The organism is Streptomyces sp. NBC_01515 (assembly GCF_045040345.1).
GTDB lineage: Bacteria > Actinomycetota > Actinomycetes > Streptomycetales > Streptomycetaceae > Streptomyces.
The window spans coordinates 9,566,646-9,583,210 of sequence record NZ_CP109416.1 but is presented as its reverse complement, the minus strand read 5'-3'; the positions used below and the strand labels follow the sequence as shown (position 1 = coordinate 9,583,210).

The 16,565-nt window shown below is 68.9% G+C and carries 9 protein-coding genes; 2 read left to right on the top strand and 7 right to left on the bottom strand.

The window, feature by feature from the left end; all coding sequences use genetic code 11:
* Positions 1–4 precede the first annotated feature (4 nt).
* The 7 genes from OG407_RS42730 to OG407_RS42700 form a co-directional block, all read right to left on the bottom strand.
* The gene (locus tag OG407_RS42730; protein ID WP_405865831.1) at positions 5–628 is read right to left on the bottom strand and encodes a DUF305 domain-containing protein; all 624 of its coding nucleotides are present in this window, start codon (positions 626–628) and stop codon (positions 5–7) included.
* 74 nt (positions 629–702) lie between these two features.
* Positions 703–1,119 carry a DUF6153 family protein gene (locus tag OG407_RS42725; protein ID WP_405865829.1) on the bottom strand — a complete coding sequence of 139 codons (417 nt, stop codon included), beginning with the start codon at positions 1,117–1,119 and terminating at the stop codon, positions 703–705.
* Between the two features lie 44 nt (positions 1,120–1,163).
* Positions 1,164–1,817 (bottom strand): hypothetical protein, encoded by a 654-nt coding sequence (locus OG407_RS42720; RefSeq protein WP_403585451.1) that lies wholly within the window; start codon positions 1,815–1,817, stop codon positions 1,164–1,166.
* A gap of 132 nt (positions 1,818–1,949) precedes the next feature.
* Positions 1,950–3,923 (bottom strand): discoidin domain-containing protein, encoded by a 1,974-nt coding sequence (locus OG407_RS42715; RefSeq protein WP_405865827.1) that lies wholly within the window; start codon positions 3,921–3,923, stop codon positions 1,950–1,952.
* Between the two features lie 102 nt (positions 3,924–4,025).
* On the bottom strand, positions 4,026–7,586 hold the full coding sequence (locus tag OG407_RS42710) for a choice-of-anchor D domain-containing protein (protein WP_405865825.1): 3,561 nt from the start codon (positions 7,584–7,586) through the stop codon (positions 4,026–4,028).
* Between the two features lie 252 nt (positions 7,587–7,838).
* The gene (locus tag OG407_RS42705; protein WP_405865823.1) at positions 7,839–10,940 is read right to left on the bottom strand and encodes a carbohydrate-binding protein; all 3,102 of its coding nucleotides are present in this window, start codon (positions 10,938–10,940) and stop codon (positions 7,839–7,841) included.
* A 142-nt stretch (positions 10,941–11,082) separates the two neighbouring features.
* On the bottom strand, positions 11,083–12,069 hold the full coding sequence (locus OG407_RS42700; RefSeq protein WP_405865821.1) for an aldo/keto reductase: 987 nt from the start codon (positions 12,067–12,069) through the stop codon (positions 11,083–11,085).
* Positions 12,070–12,316: 247 nt separating this feature from the next.
* Here OG407_RS42700 and OG407_RS42695 point away from each other — a divergent pair, with 247 nt between their 5' ends.
* Positions 12,317–13,084 carry a FadR/GntR family transcriptional regulator gene (locus tag OG407_RS42695; RefSeq protein WP_405865819.1) on the top strand — a complete coding sequence of 256 codons (768 nt, stop codon included), beginning with the start codon at positions 12,317–12,319 and terminating at the stop codon, positions 13,082–13,084.
* 243 nt (positions 13,085–13,327) lie between these two features.
* The gene (locus tag OG407_RS42690) at positions 13,328–16,534 is read left to right on the top strand and encodes a discoidin domain-containing protein (RefSeq protein WP_405868896.1); all 3,207 of its coding nucleotides are present in this window, start codon (positions 13,328–13,330) and stop codon (positions 16,532–16,534) included.
* Positions 16,535–16,565 lie beyond the last annotated feature (31 nt).

The following is a 16,565-nucleotide window of genomic DNA, read 5'->3' as shown; positions in this document are numbered from 1 at the left end:
GGCGTCAGCTCTTGCCGAGCATCGTGTTCATCTGCTTGATCTCGGCGCTCTGAGCCGTGATCACGTCGGCCGCCAGCTCGGTGGCCGGGGCGTAACTCCCGTCCGCCTTCTCGGTCTTGGCCATGTCGACGGCGCCCTCGTGGTGCTCGACCATCATGGTGAGGAACATGGTGTCGAAGTCGGCGCCGGATGCCTTCTCCAGCTTGCCCATGTCGGCGTCGCTCATCATCCCGGGCGTGGCGGACGACGACATGTCGTGGTTCATGCCGGAGTCCATGCCGGACATGTCCTGGGGCACCTGCTCGCCCCACGAGGTGAGCCAGCCGGACATGGTCTTGATCTCCGGCGCCTGGGCGCCCTCGATCTTCGTGGCGAGGCTCTTGACCTGCGCCGAGGAGGCGTGGCCGACGGCCAGTCCGGCCATCTCCACGGCCTTGCGGTGGTGCTGGATCATCTCCTTCGAGAAGGAGACGTCCGCGGCGTTGTGGCCACCGGTCGCGGTGGCGGACGCGGTGCCGCCGCTCGCCTTGCCGTCGCCGTCGCTGCCGCACGCGGCGAGCGTGAGGGCGGCCACCGAGGCGGTGACGGCGAGAACGGTACGACGGACGAGCCTGCGCTGTGCGGTCATGGGGGGAACTCCTGGTGTCTGGATCCGTTCAGGGCATGCCGGTGCGCGCACGGTGACGTGTCGCGCGGGCCGCTCTAGATCCGCAGGAGTTGGAGTTCGGCGAGGGAGGGCGGGGCCCGGCCCCCGTCGGGACCGCTGCCCGTCCCGGACGTACGCCCGTCCGGCGCCTCGGCGCAGGCCCCCACATCGGGTTGCAGCACCGGAATCACGGCTGGGGCACCGGCGACGGACGCGGAGGCGCAGGTCGCGTCGGCGTGTGCCATGTGGCTGCCGCCGCAGTCGCCCGCGTCGTGATCGCAGGCGTCCGGCGTCGACGCCGTCTCGCCCGTCGCCACGGTCGTAACCGCCATGGTGTGCCCCTGAGCGGGCTCGGCCATGGGAACGGGCCCGAGCCCGTGCATCCCGAGCAGGCCGAACAGCAGGGCGGCCACGAGCAGCCCGGAGGACCGCACGCGAGGGTGCGGTCCTACGGGCTGCTCGGGACGGGCCATGGAGCCACCATACCCACCCTGGGTATCCGGCCCGCACCGGGCACCTAGGTGAGTGCCCCCGCCGCGGGTGCCTTCGCGCTGCGGTAGGTGGAGATGCCCAGGGCCAGCAGCCAGTAGCTGAGGATCGCGCCCATCAGGGCGGTGGTGCCCCAGCCGTTGGCCGCGTAGAAGTGCGCGGGCGTGTTCCCGAAGAACAGGGACGGTACGAAGGCGAGGTTGATCCCGGCCAGGACGTAGGCCGACCTGGCGGTCCAGCGTGGCAGCAGTCGCGTGCGGGAGACGGCGAAGCCCAGCGCGGTCAGGAAGAACGCCAGCATGAGCCGGGAGATGGACCCGTAGAGGATGTAGGTGCCGCTGACGTCGATCGTCGGGTCGATCGGGTGGTCGGCGGCGATGACCGCGCCGGCCTCCAGTCCGCTGGAAACCAGCGTGATCGTCGTGTAGACCAGCCCCGCCGTGAAGGCCATCGAACCGGCCCACTCGTACTCGGGATTCACCCGCTTCACCAGCTCGCGGAACGCGGTCACGAACACCAGCAGGAACGCCAGCGCGACGATCCCGATCAGCAGCCGGGCCAGCACGTTGGCGTCCGGCGGCGGGCCCGAGTAGACGAAGTACAGGGGCACTTCGACAATGAGGGCGACGGCGGCGGCGATGCCCGCACCACCCGCCAGACGCCTGGCCGACATTTCGTTCATGGGGTCCCCCGGAGGTTCCGTGTGGTGGATTCGGTACGTCTTGAATCCTGCCGTCGGCGACGCTCCCGGTCCCTGGGCCTGAGGACCGGATCGGGGGTGGTCCTGGCAACACCCCCACCGGACCTGAGGGAGTCAGGCGCCGAAGACCTGGAACTCCGAGACCTGCCCGGCCGGCCAGCCGTTGTTCGCGGTGATGTTGAGCCGTACGTAGCGGGTGGTGACGGTGGAGGGAAGCGTGAGGGTCGCGGTGTTGCCAGTCGCCGGGTCGAAGGTGTAGCCCGCCGAGGCGAGCAGCTGGGTGGCGGTGCCGGCGTCCGTGCCGCCCTGGACGGAGATCGTCTGGGTGCGGGTGGCCCAGGCGGTGGCCGGGGGAAGTTTCAGGACGATCCGCTTGACGCCGGTCGCGGCGCCCAGATCGACCTGGATCCACTGCGGGAAGGCGTTGTTGGCGGACTCCCAGTACGTGTTGGTGTCGCCGTCGGTCGCGTTGCCCGAGGCGTACGTCTGGGTGTGACTGCTCTCCGAAGTCGGTTGGTGGAGCGCCAGGTTGGTGGTGCTGGACGGCGGGTCGGTGGTGACGGTGACCTGGCCGGAGGGCTGCGAGACGTTGCCCGCCGCGTCGTAGGCGACGACGTCGAAGGTGTAGACGGTGGACGCGCCAAGTCCGGTGACGGTGAAGGAGGTTGAGCCGGTGGTGCCGACCTGGGTGCTGGTCGAGCCGGAGACCCGCAGGACGCGGTAGCCGCTCACGCCGACGTTGTCGGTGGCCGTGTTCCAGCTCAGCGAGACGGAGTCGCCGGTGTGCCCGGTGACGGTCAGGCCGCCCGGCGCGGTGGGCGGTGTGGTGTCGCCGCCGTTCGGAACTACGGGCTGGGTGGGGCGAGTCGAGGTCAGCGCGAGCTGCCCCTTGAGCATGCGTCCGCCGTCGCCGGTCAGCCGCAGGTAGTAGTCGGAGGAGCAGGCGGTGCCGTCCTCGTCGAGGGCGAGGAACCCGGAGTTGGTGGGCACCCAGGCCTGGGTCTCGGCGGTCTTGGCGATCTGGTTGCCCTCGTTGAATTCGTCGAACATGGAGATGTAGATGCCCTGCACCCCGGCCCGCACCATGTTGTAGAACTGCCGCCACATGAAGTCGCCGTGCGCGCGCTGCCGTCCGGAGACGTCGCCGGGCAGGACGCAGGGCTGGAAGTCGATGCCGTTGGCGGTGCAGTCGGCCTGGTCGGGGACGGTGTACGTGGTGTAGGCGTTGTCGGCCTCGGTCACGTTGCCGATGGCGCCGACCATCCACGGCGAGATCATGTTGAAGGCGTGGTAGACGCCCGAGAAGCCGGGCTGCGAGCCCCCGGTACCCGTCCGCCATTCGCGCGGGACGCCGCCGATGACGTAACAGCCCTGATTCTTGAACCAGTTGACGACGTCGAGGCAGGCGTCGGGGGTGAAAGGGTGGTTGGGGTCGTTGAAGCCGAAGCCCCAGATGCAGACCACCGGCTTGCCGTTCTGCTTCGCGTAGGCCGAACTCGCCGTGTGCGCGGACATCTTGTTCGTCCAGTCCGTCTTGATCTCGGACTGCATGTTCGTCCAGTTGGAGACGTCGTACATGATGTAGAACTTCCGCCCGTACGACTCGGCCGCGCTGCGCACCTTGGTCGCCATGGCGTCGCGGGTGGGGCCCTCGCCGCCGGTGGGGTTGAAGCGTTGCAGGGCTGCCGTGTCGATGTTGTTCTGCTGCATCCACAGGAAGTGGGTGTTGACCGTCTGCTGATCGTAGGAGGAGAACAGCTTGGCGGGCTGGCCGTTGCCCAGGGCTGTGTAGGACGTCTGGTAGGTGTTGGTGTACTCCCGCACGTCGGGCCAGCAGCTGATGCCGGTGTTGGTCGGGGACGGGGGCTGGCTCCAGTTCTGGGTCCAGTGCCACCAGCCGTTGATGGGCGCGCCGTCACCGATGCAGGCGAACCAGCCCTGGTAGCCGACGGTGATCTTGCCGACGACGTCGCCCGGCGCGCCGGCCGCCGACGCGGCGGGGGCGAGGACGGTTCCGGTCGCTCCCACCGTTCCTACGGCCGTGGTCGCGATCGCGGCTCTCAAGAAGACTCTGCGTGTGACACCCATCTGGACTCCTCCGCACTCCTGTTGACGCCTGCTTGCTCCGCTTCGGTGGGCGGTGCCGCCGAGCGCGCTCACGCTCGCGCTCGGCGGCACCTTCGGGTCGGATCAGCTGTTCCAGACCTGGAACTCCGAGATCTGACCCGCCGGCCAGCCGTTGTTCGCCGTGATGTTCACGCGGAGGTACCGCTGGGTGGTCGCGCTGAACGTGAGGGTGACCGTGTTGTTGGTGGTGGGATCGAAGGTGTACGTCGCCGACGACTTGAGGGTGGCGAAGGTGGCGCCGTCGGTGCTGCCCGACAGGGACAGCGTCTGGTTGCGGGCGCCCCAGGTGGCGGGCAGTTGGAGGACGACCCGGCTCGCGCTCTGTGCTGAGCCGAGGTCCACCTGGACCCACTGCGGGAAGGCGTTGTTGGCGCTCTCCCAGTAGGTGCCCTGGTTGCCGTCCGTGACGTTCGACGACGCGTACACGTCGGTGTGGCTGGACTCGGTGGTGGCCGCGCCGGCCGCCAGGTTCCTGCTCACCGTGCCGGCGCCAACGCCCGTCAGGGCGACGGCGGTTGTGCCGTTGGACGCGTTGCTGGCGATGCTGAGATCACCGGTGCGGGTGCCGGACGCGGTGGGTGTGAACGTGACGCTCACCGTGCAGGAGGCGCCCGCCGCGATCGACGAACCGCAGGTGTTGGTCTGCGCGAAGTCGCCCGTGACGGTGACACCGGAGACGGTCGCCGCCGCCGTACCGGAGTTGGTCACCGTGACCGTCTTCGCGCTGCTGGCGGTGTTGAGCGCCTGAGTGGCGTACGACAACGACGTCGGGTCGGCCGACAGGGTCGCCGGTGAGGAGCCGCCGCTGCTCGGGAACACCTCGAAGTCCGACAACTGGGCAGCGTCCCAGCCCGTGTTGGCGGTGATGTTGACCCGCACGTATCTCGCGGTGGCCGAACTGAACGTGATGGTCACCGTGTTGCCGTTGGCGCTCGGGTCGAAGGTGTACCCGGCCGAGGCCTTGAGCGTGGAGAAGCTGGAGCCGTCCGTGGACCCCTGCACCGACAGGGTCTGGGTACGGGCCGACCACGCGGTCGCGGGCGGGAGTTTGAGCACGACCTTGCCGACGCCGTAGTTCTGGCCGAGGTCGACCTGGGCCCACTGCGGGAACGAGCCGTCCGTGCCCTCCCAGTACGTCGACGCGTCCGTGTCGGTGAGGTTCGAGGCGACATAGGGGCTCGTGCTCGAACTCGCCGACGCGGGACGCCCGGCGGCGATGTTGGTGGTGCTGTCGATGCCACTACCGGTCAGGGATACGGCAGTTGGGCTGTTGTTGGCGTTGCTGGTGACGGTCACGCTGCCCGCGCGCGCTCCGCCCGTGGTGGGCTTGAAGCCGACGGTCACCGTGCAGGAGGCGCCGACCGCGAGGGTGGAGCAGTTGTTGGTCTGGCTGAAGTCACCGGTCGCCGCGACGGCCGAGACGGTCGCCGACGCGGTGCCCGAGTTGGTCACCGTCACCGTCTGCGCGGTGGCCGACGAGCCGACCACCGTGGCGGGGAAGGACAGGCTCCCCGGATCGGTGTTCAGCACCGGGCCCGGCGCGGTGCCGGTACCGGAGAGGCTGACCGTGTTGGTGATCCCGCCCGCGTTGACGGTGAGAGCGCCGTTACGGCTGCCGGTGGCCGTCGGCGCGAACTTCACGCTGACGGTGCACGAGCCGTTCGCCGCGATCGACGAACCGCACGTGTTGGTCTGGGCGTAGTCGCCGCTGGTCGAGATCGAGGAGACGGACGCGGCGGTGCTGGTCGGGTTGGAGACCGTCACCGTCTGCGCGGCACTCGTCGAACCGGTCGCCACCGAACCGAAGTTGAGCGCGCCGGGGGTGGCCGTCACGCCCTCCGACGGATAGGGCGGGTAGACCGGAGCGGGCCAGCCGCCGCAGTACGGCGTGCCGCTGATGCCGGAGTTGCCGCCGCCGTCGGTGATGACGAAGTTGCCGCCCGAGCAGTTGTACACCGGGGACGAGTAACCGACGCCGGTGGCCGTGACGTTGGTGAACTTGGCGGCGCCGCCGGTCTGTTCCTGGAGGGCGAAGGTTCCGGTGCCGGCGATGGTCACGTTGTTGAGGTTGACCCCGCTGATGGTGCCCTCGACCCACTGGACGGCTTCGTAGGGGCTCTGCTGGATCAGTGCGTTGGTCACGTTGATGGGGCCGGTGATCGCGCCCTGGCTGCCGTCGAACCACAACGCCCCTACGCCGAACTGCCAGTTCGGGTCGAGGCTGCCGGCCCGGACCATGGTGTTGTCGGAGATCGTGGTGGTGCCGACCGGCGTCGACGTGAAGCGCTGCCCCACGTGGATGCCGCCGCCCTGGGCGATGCCGGTGTCCACCACGCGGTTGCCGCTGACGGTGTTGTCGTGGCCGCCGTAGATCGCGATGGCGTTGGCGAGGATCTGCAGGGACACGGTGTTGTTGGAGATCGTGTCGTTGGCGTCGGCGCCGATGCCGGAGTCCGCCCAGGTGGCGATGCCGTCGTCGCCGGTGTTGCGGATGTCGCTGTTGGTCACCTTCGAGTTGGTGACGCCGCCGTGGAAGTTGATGCCGTCGGCGGTGGTGTCACGGATGCGCATGCCGGTGAACGTCAGGCCGTCCATCGGCCCGTCCATCCAGGCGCCGACCTTCATGTGGTCGATCCACAGGTTGGAGACGGTCGAGTCGCTCAGCGCGCCGCCGATGCCGTTGACCTGGGCGCTGTCGTCGCGTTCCTGGACGTTGCCGAAGATCGCGAAGTTCTGCAGGCGTACGTCGGTGCTCGCGTTGGGCGCGGAGTTGCCGTAGAAGCCGGGGGCCGTGCCGGTGACGGTCGAGTACCACATGCCGGCGCCGGCGATCGTGACGTTGTTGACGCTGATGTGGCCGGGGATGTTGAAGGTGCCCGGCGGGATCCACACGGTGCCGCCGGGGCCCGCCGAGCTGATCGCGGCGTTGAACGCGCTGGTCGCGTCGGCCACGCCGGTCGCGTCGGCGCCCTTGCTGGTCACCGACACCGCGCCCGAGGGTGCGGTCAGGGCGGCGCCGACCTGCTCGAAGTCGGCGAAGTCGATCGTGTACGAGGAGGCGGTGTCCCCCGCGTCGACCTGGAGCTTGAAGGTCGTGCCCGCCGGATAGGTGGTGGTGAACAGGCGGTGGGCCTCGTCGAAGAAGTGGTGCGGGTTGCTGCCCGGGGTGTTGGTGAAGGGGTAGCTGCCGTAGTACCAGCTGTAGGCGTTGGTCAGGGTGAAGTCGGGCTGCTTGACGCCGTTGACGTACAGCGACAGCGCGGCGGTGTAGACCGAGCCGCCCGAGGTGTCGGGGATGCTGTAGCGGAAGTTGATCGAGTTGGTCGCCACCGGCGTGGTGAACGTGACGTACTGGCCGGTGCCCTGGAGTGTCGTCGCCTTGCGGTACGACGCCTCGTCGGCCAGCTGGCCCGCGGTGTAACTCGGGCCGATGGCCGAGCCGTTGGTGGCGGAGTTCTCCGCCTGCACCTCGACGTAGGGCAGGCTCGCGCCGCTGCCGCCGGTGGCGGTGGACGCCGCCGCGGCGGGTGGGACAGCCAGAGCGAACACGCCCACGGCGGCCAGCATCACGGTGCTGACCACCCAGACGAGGGCTCGTCTCAGGTCTCGGATGGAATGGAACACGTGCCACTCCTTACGTAATGAAATGCCGGAACTGTCGCGCTGGTGCCGCCGGAGAGGGAGGGGAGACGGGTGGTTGGTGACGATGCATGGGGGACCGTAATATCGTTGACATGATCACGCAATATCTCGACAGAGCTTTGCAACAAACAAATTTGGATCCCGCAAGATCTCAGGTGCCCGTACACGCGAAGGTGCCGCCGGACGGGATGTCCGGCGGCACCGTGGGGAGGGTGGGTCAGGAGGAGGGCGGGGTCAGGCGTTCCAGACCTGGAATTCGGACAACTGGCCCGCGGGCCAGCCGGTGTTGGCGGTGACGGTGACGCGGAAGTAGCGGTCGGTGGCCGCGGGGAAGGTGAGCGTCACGGTGTTCTTGGTGCCCGGGTCGAAGGTGTGGGCGGCCGGGGACTTCAGGGTGGTGAAGGAGGTGCCGTCGGTGCTGCCGCCGAGGGCCAGGGTCTGGGTGCGGGCACCCCAGGAGGCGGGCAGCCGCAGGACCACGCGGGAGGCGCTCCGGGCCAAGCCGAGGTCGACCTGGACCCACTGCGGGAACGCGTTGTTGGCGCTCTCCCAGTAGGAGTTCTGGTTGCCGTCCGTCACGTTCGACGACGGGTACACGTCGGTGTGGCTGGACTCGCCGGTGGGCTTGCCGGCGGCGAGATTCGTCCCGGCGGTGTCGGTGCCGGTGCCCGAAAGGCCCACCGCGGTGGGGCTGTTGGACTGGTTTCCGGCCAGGGTGAGGGTGCCGGTTCGGGTGCCGGAGGCGGTGGGGGTGAAGGTGACGGAGACCGCGCAACTCGCCCCGGCGGCAAGGGAGTTGCCGCACGTGTTGGTCTGGGCGAAGTCACCTCCGGCGGTGACCCCGGTCAACGCGGCAGTGCCGTTACCGGAGTTGGTGACGGTGACGGTCTGCGCGGCGCTGGTCGAGTTCACCGTCTGGTCGGCGAAGGTCAGTGATCCCGGGGACGCGGTCAGGACGGCCGACGGCGAGCCGCTACTCGCCGTAAACGTAAGGGAGTTGATGTTCCAGCCGCCGCTGTCCTGGTCGAGGGCCAGAACCTGTCGGCCCGCGGGCAGGGTCACGTGCGTGGTCGCGGTGCCCCAGGTCTGCCAGTCGCCGGTGGCGGGCAGGTCGACGGCTCCGGTGAGGTTCGTGCCGGAGGCGTCCGACAGGTGCAGCGCGCCGGGCACCGCGGACGGGGCCGCGACACGGAGGTCGAGGGTGTAGGTCCCGGCCGTGGCGACGTCCACGGTGTAGCGGAACCACTGTCCCGCGTCGGTCCAGCCGAGGTTGTAACCGCCGCCGGTGTCCGAGGCGTTGTCCAGGTCGACGCCGTCGGCGCGGTAGGAGTTGGCGTTGCCGTTGACGGAGTTGACGCTGTAGGCGACCCCCTGGCCGCCGGTGTCGTAGTCCTCCGCCTGGACCGTGCCGGGCACGGCGGCCGGGGTGCCGCCGTAGGGACCCTCGGGGGCGGTGGGCGGCCAGTGGTTGTCGCTCGACGTGGCGACGAATCCGGTGGAGTTGTTGACGAAGGCCGAGGTGCCGGCGGCAAGTCCCGTGACGGTGTTGCCGGTTATCGTCGCGGAGCCGGTGGGCGCGGGGTAGAACGGCGGCGAGATCGCGATGCCGTTGCGGCCGGGGGCGTTGACCGTGTTGTCCTGGAGCAGGGTGTTGGTCGAGGTGGAGAAGGCGATGCCGTCGTAGAGGGAGTCGGTGACGGTGTTGCCGGTCACCGTGACCCTGTCGACGGTCCCGGTGTTCTGTCCGTCGCCGCCGTTGCCGATGTGCAGGGCGGGCTGGCCCTGGCTGTAGGCGTTGCCGCCGGAGCGGACCACGGTGTTGCCGGTCACGGTCGCGGACAGCAGGTCGCTGCCGTTGACGCCGAAGCGGCCGGCGCCCAGGCCGATGTAACGGGCCGTGTCGCTGATGTAGTTGTCCTCGACCTGGTGGCCGCTGCCGCCGTAGATCCCGATGCCCTTGCCGCCCCAGGGTGCGATCGAGGTGTTGCCGCTGACGGTGACATCGGTCATCGGGTTGTAGTGGGTCTGGGAACCGTCGCTGTTGGCGTTGTAGGCAACCGAGTTGATGGCGATCGCGTCGTCCCCGGTGCCGCGCACGAAGTTGTTCGTGACCGTCAGGTCGTTCCCGGTGTCCGCGCCAAGGGACACGTTGTTGACGTTGATCCCGTCGGCCCAGATCGACGTCAGCCTGCTGTTCTTCACCGTCCCGCCGGTGCCGGAGGCCCAGAAGCCGGACATGGTGTGCTGGGTCCAGATGCCGTCGGCCACCCAGTCGGTGCCGGTGGTGTCCATCGCGCCGCCGTCCCCGCCGATGGTGCTCCGGCTGACGGCGTCGGCGTCGATGTGGAAGTCGCGCACCGTGCAGGACGTCAGGTCGAACAGGGCTGCCAGCGGAGTGGAGTTGGGGACGGGTACGTCACGGTAGACCGTGCTGTACCAGAGGCCCGCGCCCGCGATGGTGATCCCCTGTGCGTCCAGTCCCGCGGTGCCCTTCACGTAGAAGGTGCCCTGCGGGATCCAGAGGATCTTTCCCTGTTGCTCGGCCTGGTCGACGCAGCTCTGGATGGCGGCCCGGCTGTCCACGGCCTGGCTGTCGGCCGCGCCGTTGGTCGGGGTGTTGTCCGCCACCGCGCCGCAGCTCGTGATCGAGATCGAGTTCGCGGGCTGTGTCCGCGGGGCCGGCGGGTTCTCCACGTCGACGGAGTCCACGTCGTAGAAGGACGCGCTGTTGTCGGCGTCCTTCCGCAGCGAGAACGTGGCACCCGCCGGGATCGGGGCCCCGGTGACGAAGGTGTGCGACTCGTCCCAGAAGACCCTCGGGTCGCCGTCGGCCGGGTTCTGGTCGTCGCTGGTGTTGTAGTTGCCGTTGCCCTCGTACACCCAGGTCTGCCGGGAGTTGAGGTTCAGCGCCTGCCGGAACACGCCGTTGACGTACAGGTTCAGCGTGCCGGTGAGACCACCGCCGGAGGCCGAATCCGGAATGCTGGCCCGGACGTTGAGGAAGGAGATCGGCTGCCCGGTGGTGTTCGTCCACTGCACCGACTGACCCGTGTCGCCCAGGTGGACATAGGAATGGCCGGACGCCTCCAGGACCGCGCTGGAGTACTGCGTCGTCGGCGCCGAGGTCAGCGACCGAACTGCCGCGCCGCCGCCGGGAGTTCCCCCCTCGGCCTCATAGACCGAGAACGGCGTCGTCGCACCCACCGCCGCGCTCGCCACGGCCTTGCTCGGCGGCGCCTGCTGTGTGGCGGCGGCCGGTAAGGCGGACACGCACAGCGCACCGACCGCGGCGACGGCAGCCACCGCCAGTCGCCGGGGTCTGAGGATCGTCGGCATGTGAGGCTCCTTCACGGAGTGGGGGGAGACCGGCGCCCCGACCGTACAGAGACCCCATCGACCCCGCTAGATTCCGACGAAGTAAAGAATTAAATACGCAAGCCACTGCAAGATTCTTGCAGCAATACGCAACTCACTGACGTTACGCGGGCGGGACTTCCGCCGCCCGCGCGGCTGCCGTGTCGAGGTCCAGCCACGCTTCCTCGGTCAGTTCGGTGGCGGTCCAGCGGGCAGCGGACTCGACCTCCTCCGGGCTGCGGAAACCCGCGACCACGCAGGCCACCCCGGGGTCGCGCAGCGGGAACAGCAGGGCGGCGTGCGGGAGTTCGGTGCCGTGTCGACCTGCCACCTCGGCGAGAAGCCGGGCACGACGCAGTGCCGATTCCGAGGCGGGGCCGTAGTCGAAGGTGGCGTCACTCGGGGGGTAAGGACGGCTGAGCAGACCGGAGTTGAACGGGGCGGCGGCCACCACCGAGACCCCACGCCCGGCGCACGCGTCCAGCAAGGGGCGGGCGGTACGGTCGAGGAGAGTCCACCGCCCGGCCACCATCACGGCGTCGACCTCCGCCTCCGTGACCACGCGCAGCAGCGGGGCGACCGTGTTCGCGCCGACACCGACGGCGCCGATGACACCCTGGTCGCGCAGCGCGGTCAACGCCGGCAGCGCATGGGCAAGGGCAGCGTCCAGGTGATCGTCGGGATCATGGACGTAGACGATGTCCACATGGTCCAACCGCAGGCGTTCCAGGCTGCCTTCGAGGCTTCGCAGCACGCCGTCCCGTGAGTAGTCGGGGCGGCGGACCAGCGTGTCGGGTACGGCGAAACCGCCTGCCGTCAGGTCGGATCCGGTGGGTGCCGGGTGGGGTTCCAGCAGCCGGCCGACCTTGGTGGAGACGGTGAACCCCGTCCGCGGGCGGTGCGCGAGGGCGTCGCCGAGCCGCCGTTCGGACAGTCCGAGGCCGTAGTGCGGGGCGGTGTCGTAGTAGCGCACCCCCGCGTCCCAGGCGGCATCGAGGGTGGCCCGCGCCTGGAGGTCGCCGATCGGGCTGTGGAGATTGCCGATGGGGGCGGCGCCGAATCCCAGCGTGCCGACCTGGACGCTCGTACGGCCGAGTGCGCGTGCCCTCACGGGATTCCCGCTTCCACGGCCCGCGCCGCATAGGGAAGGATCTGCTTCATCTGGCAGGCAGGACCCTAAGGATGGGATCCATTTCGCGCAACACCTCGGACGATATGCGTAGTTCATCAGCCTCTGTCGGCATCTTTGCAGGGCTGCATACCGAGATCCGTCCGATCTCTTCCCAACTCGCAACGGCAGTGCCATATTGGCCCCGGAAAATGAACCTGATTCATTCGTGACGCAAGAGGGGCTCGCCTTGGGTGACTCAACACCGGCCTACCGTCCGGGGTACGAACTGGTCGCGGAGCAACTGCTGGAGTACATCGCCCAGCAGAACCTGCGACCCGGCGACCGTCTCCCCACGGAGCAGGGTCTGGCCCAGATCCTGGGAGCGTCCCGCAACGTCACCCGCGAGGCCGTGAAGGTGCTGGCCGCCATCGGCCGGCTCACCGTGCGGCGCGGCGCCGGCATCTTCGTCGCCGCCTCCGTGGGCGGACTGCTGGACGACGAACTCTCGCACTTCCGGCCGACCAGCATGGAAGACGTCCGCATGCTCCTGGACTACCGCAAGGTGATCGAGTCGGAGACAGCACGCCGTGCCGCCTCCCACGCGACCCCGATCGAGGTCCGGGCCATCCGGGAGAGCGCGGAGAGTTCCCTGACGGCGGCCACGATGAACGACGTGGACACCTTCGCCAAGGCGGACGCGGCCTTCCACGACTCGGTGGGCGCCGCCTCGCACAACGTGTTCCTGCGGGCGAGCGTCGCCGGCGTGCGCCGCCTGGCGTCCCAGTCCGACGTGCTGCTCTTCCACGGTGACGTGCCCGGATCGCTGGAAGTCGCCGCACACCAGCATGTGGCCATAGCGGAGGCGGTCGCCGCGGGGGCGGCCGATCTCGCCGAGCGGCTGATGGTGGAGCACATCGGCACCACCCAGAGCCAGTTCGAGAACAAGATCCGCGGCCGGCTGTTCAGTACCGACGCCCAAGCGGCCCCCGAGGGACCTCCGGGGCCCTCTCAATAAGTGGCAGCACCGGGGCTCCACCGCCGTCCGCGGACGCGGCAGCCCCGTAGATCCGGCCGGCCCCGCATGTGCCGCAGCACGGCGATCGGGTCGCCCGACGCCCTGAAGTCCCGGTGGACGACCGGGACTTGCAGGGATCAACCTCCCTCAGGCGATTGGATAGGTGTGTCTCATCCGTCTGCGCGCAGGGGCGCCTTCGTGCCACTGCGAAGAAGTTTCACGGCCGTCTGTTCGGCAGCCGTTGTGGCCGCCCTGCTGAACGCCGTGCCGGCCCACGCGGCTCCCAGGTCGCCGGACCTCGATGTCTATGTCTCCCCGACCGGCCGGGACGTGGGCTCCGGCACCGCCGCACACCCCTTCAAGACCCTCGACCACGCGCGGGACTACGTGCGCGACGTCAAGCAGAAGGCCAAGGGCGACATCCATGTCCGGCTCATGTCCGGCACCTACCAACTCAGCCGTACGTTCGCCCTGACCGCCCGGGACTCCGGCCGCGACGGACACCGGATCTTCTACGAGGCCGCGCCCGGCGCGCACCCGGTGATCAGCGGGGGCAAGCAGGTCACCGGCTGGACCCCGGCCGACTCGGCGGGGAAGGTCTACAAGGCCAAAGTGGGTGACATCGACACCCGACAGCTGTATGTGGACGGCGAGTTGGAGACCCGGGCGCGCAGCGGCAAGAACCCCGCCGGGTTCAGCCAGACGTCCACCGGCTACGCCTTCACCGACTCAGCCCTCAACGCGTACAAGCGTCCCTCGGATCTGGAGGTCGTCAGCTCCTGGGGCTGGAAGCTGATGCGCTGCCCCGTGCAGTCGATCGCCGACAACAAGATGACGATGCGGCAGCCCTGTTGGCACAACGCCCATCTCCAGCAGGGCCAGGAGATCCAGAACCCGACCTGGCTGGAGAACGCCCGCGAACTGCTGGACACCCCCGGTGAGTGGTACCTGGACAAGGGCGCGGGCGAGATCTACTACATGCCCGAGTCCGGCCAGAACCTGTCCACCGCGAACGTCACCGTGCCGCTGGTGCAGGACCTGGTGGACCTCGACGGCACCAGGACCGCCCCGGTGAGCGACGTGTCGTTCCGCGGCATCACCTTCTCCAACTCCACCTGGCTCGCGCCCAGTTCCTCCGAAGGCCTCATCGAGGGCCAGGCCGGTTTCCGGATGGTCGGCAACGACCCGACCTTCGACGCGACCCGCCTGAAGTGGCAGAAGACACCGGGTGCCGTCAACGTCGACTACGGCCACGGCATCGGCTTCGAGGGCAACACCTTCACCCATCTCGGCGCGGTCGGGCTGAACTTGAACACCGGTACGCAGGGCACCGACATCACGGGCAACGTCTTCCGCCAGATCGCCGCCACCGGCATCCAGATCGGCGGGGTCGAGGTGATCGACGCCCATCCCGACGACCCCCGGGACATCACCAAGGACACCAGGGTCGCCAACAACGTGGTCACCAAGGTCGCCGACCAGTACAACGGCTCCGTCGGCATCCTGGCCGGCTACACCGACCACACCACCATCACCCACAACAAGGTCTACGACCTGCCCTACACCGGCATATCCGTCGGCTGGGGCTGGGGCCTCACCGACCAGGGCGGCGACACCAACTACCCCGGGAATCTGGGCGTTCCGATCTGGGACACCCCCACGACCAGCCGCGACACCCAGGTCACGGACAACGAGATCCACGACATCATGAAGTCGCAGGCCGACGGCGGTGCCATCTACACGCTGAGCTCCAACCCCGGCGGCGTGGTGTCCGGCAACTACATCCACGGCACACCGCCACCCGCCTACGGCGCGATCTACCACGACGAGGGCAGCCGGTACTGGACGAACACCCGCAACGCCCTGTGCGACGTCGCCTACCAGTGGCTGTTCCTCAACCACGGCATGGACATCGACGCCACCGGCAACTTCACCACCCAGCCCGCCTACTCCACCCAGGCCAACAGCACGGGCAGCACCATCACCGGCAACACCACGGTGGACTCCTGCGCCCAGTTGCCCGCTTCCATCGTCAACAACGCGGGCCTGCAAGCGAGTTACCGCCACCTCGACCCGGACCCCGCCGTCCCCGACCACCAGCCGCCCAGCAGGCCCGGCACTCCGAGCGCGGTCACCGACTTCCCGACGATCGCGGACCTCACCTGGCCCGCGTCCACCGACGACACCGCGGTCACGGGCTACTCCGTCTACCGCGACGGCAAGCTGGTCAGCGCCACCGGCAAGACCTCGGTACGCCTCCCAGGCCTGACCGCCGGAAAGACGTACGCCTTCAAGGTCACCGCCCGTGACGCCGCCGGCAACGAGTCCCAGCCCAGCCAGGCGGTCAAGGTCACCATGCCGTCCGGCTCCGACCTCGCCCTCAAGAAGCCGATCACCGCCTCGTCGTACTCGGAGGCCAACACCCCGGAGAAGGCGGTCGACGGAGACCTCTCCACTCGCTGGGCCCAGGGCCTGGGCCTACCCGACCCGTCCTGGATCCAGGTCGACCTCGGGGCGTCGTACGACGTGAACGGCGCGATCACCACCTTCGAGAAGGCGAGCGGCTACAAGTACCGCATCGAGGTCTCCCCCGACGAGGTCCACTGGAAGACCCTCGCGGACCGCACCGCCGCGAACACCACGGCGGCGACCGACTACGCCCACACCGACACCCCGGTCGCGGGCCGTTTCGTACGGCTGACCGTCACCGGCTCCAGCTGGAACGGCGGCAGCATCTACGACTTCCAGGTCTACGGCACTCCGAGGACCGTCACGGACCACACGGCCCCAACTGCCCCCGGACAGCCCACGGTCAAGCCGCTGCTGCCCAGCCTGGTCGATGTCAGCTGGATCGCGGCCACCGACGACACCGGCGTCACCAGCTACGTCGTGTACCAGGACGGCAAGCGGATCGCTGTCACCGACGCAACGACCCTGCGGGTCTCCGGCCTCACCGCCGACACCTCGTACTCCTTCACCGTCGTGGCACGCGACGAGGCGCTGAACGCCTCCGCCCCCAGCAAGGCAGCAGTCGTCACCACCCCGGCCGACAACGACCTGGCCCTGAACAGGACGGCGACCGCGTCCTCCCAGTCGGACGGCTACGCCCCGGCGAAGGCGGTCGACGGCGATCTGTCGACCCGCTGGGCGCAGGGCCTGGGCCTGCCCGACCCGTCCTGGCTCCAGGTCGACCTCGGCAAGGACACCGCCGTCTCCACCGTGGTCACCACGTTCGAGTTGCCCAGCGGCTACAAGTACCGCCTGGAGTACTCCACCGACGGCCAGAACTGGTCGACGTTCGAGGACCACACAGCCGAGAGCACCACCGCGCGGACCGACTACGCCTTCGCCGGCACCCCCGTCACCGCACGCTTCCTGCGCCTGACCGTCACCGGTTCCAGCGGCAACGGCGGCAGCGTCTACGCGCTCCAGGCGTACGGCGGCTTCTGAGCACTCCGATGCGGAGTACTCCGATTCCGGA

Coding starts and splice junctions, on each gene's coding strand:
- OG407_RS42730 (WP_405865831.1), bottom strand. CDS start 628: ATGACCGCACAGCGCAGGCTCGTCCGTCGTACCGTTCTCGCCGTCACC.
- OG407_RS42725 (WP_405865829.1), bottom strand. CDS start 1,119: ATGGCCCGTCCCGAGCAGCCCGTAGGACCGCACCCTCGCGTGCGGTCC.
- OG407_RS42720 (WP_403585451.1), bottom strand. CDS start 1,817: ATGAACGAAATGTCGGCCAGGCGTCTGGCGGGTGGTGCGGGCATCGCC.
- OG407_RS42715 (WP_405865827.1), bottom strand. CDS start 3,923: ATGGGTGTCACACGCAGAGTCTTCTTGAGAGCCGCGATCGCGACCACG.
- OG407_RS42705 (WP_405865823.1), bottom strand. CDS start 10,940: ATGCCGACGATCCTCAGACCCCGGCGACTGGCGGTGGCTGCCGTCGCC.